This window comes from bacterium, from assembly GCA_009926305.1.
GTDB lineage: Bacteria > Bdellovibrionota_C > UBA2361 > UBA2361 > RFPC01 > RFPC01.
In genome coordinates this window covers 1-1,140 of the sequence record RFPC01000255.1, presented here as the reverse complement: position 1 = coordinate 1,140, position 1,140 = coordinate 1, and the positions used below count along the sequence as shown (strand labels likewise).

Sequence of the window (1,140 nt, the reverse complement as noted above, 5' to 3'; positions counted from 1 at the left end):
CTTTGAAAAGTGGCGCTGATAAGGATCGAAATAATGACGCCACTTCCATATTCCGTGACCCTCAGTATGGTTCTCAAAATAGTCTCTCAAAGGATTTGCGGGAGAGGCCACCGTTTCAATCTTTGGCGCCCCCTGCTCACGAAATGAAGACGCATACTGCAGAGCTCGAAGCCGAGGTGGCAGGGAGTCTATCAATTTCAGGAATTCCTTCGGGGAAGAATTGAACGCCTGAGCGGCTCTCTTGATTCTTTGAAAATGTTCTTTAGTTCTCTGTCTCATCTTCAACACTCTAGCTAAAGAGCGCGCAAATATCTGCGTCGCGTGACATTGACGGCAGTGGGCGTAAGCGAGATAACATCAAAACAACGGCTGTAAAGCGCGGTAATCCACAACCGTCTGTCCTAACGAGTCAGAGGGTAAAGGGAGTAATCCCCACCCAAAACACTCCAGAGAAGTCTTGCAAAGTTGAGAGGAAACCGATTTGCCCTTTAAGTACAACTCTGACTCCCGCAACACAAGACCCCTCAAATGTAAGAATAGCCCAATCATCAAGTGAGGAAAGTCTGCTCCCGGTTCTCTGCCGATGTCCCCTCGAACAGCACTCTTCGGCTATGGTTCTTTCCTCTCAGACCAAAATTTGCCGAGCGGTCCAGGACCCCAATTAATTTCAACGGTAATCCACGGAGCAAATCTTCCCTCACGCAAAAAAGGTTCGCTCCAGCTTGCTCGACATGTATCGGCACATAGCCCTTCTGTTCTGCCAAGCCTGACATAGCTGCTATCGAAGCTCCCCATGTTTCGGTCAAAGGAAAACTGCCATCTATGCCGACACGCTCAACCACCCTCACTCCGTGCCTGAGTGCAGAGTTGATTTCCACTACCACAATTTTCGGTCGAAATGATGAGGCTAAGGCGTGCCATAAATGAAAATCCTGCCCATCAACGTCTATTGAGAGTAGATCAAATTCACTCTCCACCCCTGTTTGATTGAGCAACCCAACAATGTTTTCCGGAGTGACGTACGACTTCAAGGTTTGAATTCGTGGCGTTTCGCAATAGCGCCGCTCAAGGGCAGCAAAATCGTCGCCATCAGCCTCCACAAAGACACCCGACCACCCCAAAATCTCCGCAAGAAATCGA

2 protein-coding genes are annotated in these 1,140 nt (G+C 49.1%); both read right to left on the bottom strand.

The window, feature by feature from the left end; genetic code table 11:
- Positions 1–279 (bottom strand): hypothetical protein (locus tag EBR25_14310; protein NBW42143.1); only part of this gene is annotated, 279 nt, incomplete at its 3' end.
- Between the two features lie 269 nt (positions 280–548).
- A partial coding sequence (locus EBR25_14305) for a hypothetical protein (protein ID NBW42142.1) occupies positions 549–1,140 on the bottom strand: 592 nt, incomplete at its 5' end.